The sequence below is a fragment of the Mycobacterium interjectum genome (assembly GCF_900078675.2).
GTDB classification, from domain to species: Bacteria; Actinomycetota; Actinomycetes; order Mycobacteriales; family Mycobacteriaceae; genus Mycobacterium; species Mycobacterium interjectum.
Window position 1 is genome coordinate 2,358 of sequence record NZ_LT546239.1, and the last position, 875, is coordinate 3,232.

At 70.6% G+C, this 875-nt stretch carries 1 protein-coding gene; it reads right to left on the reverse strand.

Annotated features, from left to right (window positions below; all coding sequences use genetic code 11):
- A partial coding sequence (manB, locus tag BN4348_RS58935) for a mannose-1-phosphate guanylyltransferase (protein ID WP_066917764.1) occupies nt 1–791 on the reverse strand: 791 nt, incomplete at its 3' end.
- Between the last annotated feature and the right edge of the window lie 84 nt (nt 792–875).

The following is an 875-nucleotide window of genomic DNA, read 5'->3' on the forward strand; positions in this document are numbered from 1 at the left end:
CCCGGCGACACGGCCGCGCCGTCGTGCACCAACTGCTCGCCGCGGTGGCCGTGCAGCGCCGGCGACGGGGCGATCCCGCGGACCAGGTCCGCCGATCCGCGGACGAAGTCCTCCGGGGTGCCCATGTCGCGCCAGTAGGTGGCGTCGACGTAGCCGCAGACCTTGACTTTCGCGTCGGACAGCAGGGCGGGGAACACCTCACGCTCCACCGAGACCTCGCGGCCCTGCGGGATCCGGTCGATGATCGCGCGCTCGAAGATGTAGCAGCCGGCGTTGATCTGGTCGGTCGGCGGATCCTGCGTCTTCTCCAAAAACGCTGTGACCCTGCCGGTTTCGTCGGTCGTCACGCAGCCGAAAGCCCGCGGGTCACCCACCCGCACCAGGTGCAGGGTGACGTCGGCCGAGTTGGTCTCGTGGAACTCCAGCATTTGGCCCAGGTCGGCGCCGGACAGCACATCGCCGTTGAACACCATCGCGGTGTCGTGGCGCAGGTGCCCGGCGACGTTGGCGATGCCGCCGCCGGTTCCCAGCGGCGAGTCCTCGGTGACGTATTGCATCTGCAGGCCCAGCTTGGAGCCGTCGCCGAACTCGGCCTCGAACACCTGGGCCTGATACGACGTGCTCAGGATGACGTGCTCGATGCCCGCCGCGGCGATCCGCGACAGCAGGTGGGTCAAGAACGGCAGCCCGGCGGTGGGCAGCATCGGCTTGGGCGCCGAGAGCGTCAGCGGCCGCAACCGGGTGCCCTTGCCCCCGACCAGGATGACGGCGTCGACGTGCGGGCGCGCCACCTCAGCGCCGCCCTTCCGCCAGGTTCCGCCTGCGGCTGCGCAGCGAACTGCGCACCATCAGGCGCGACCGCGCCGCCAGCGAGG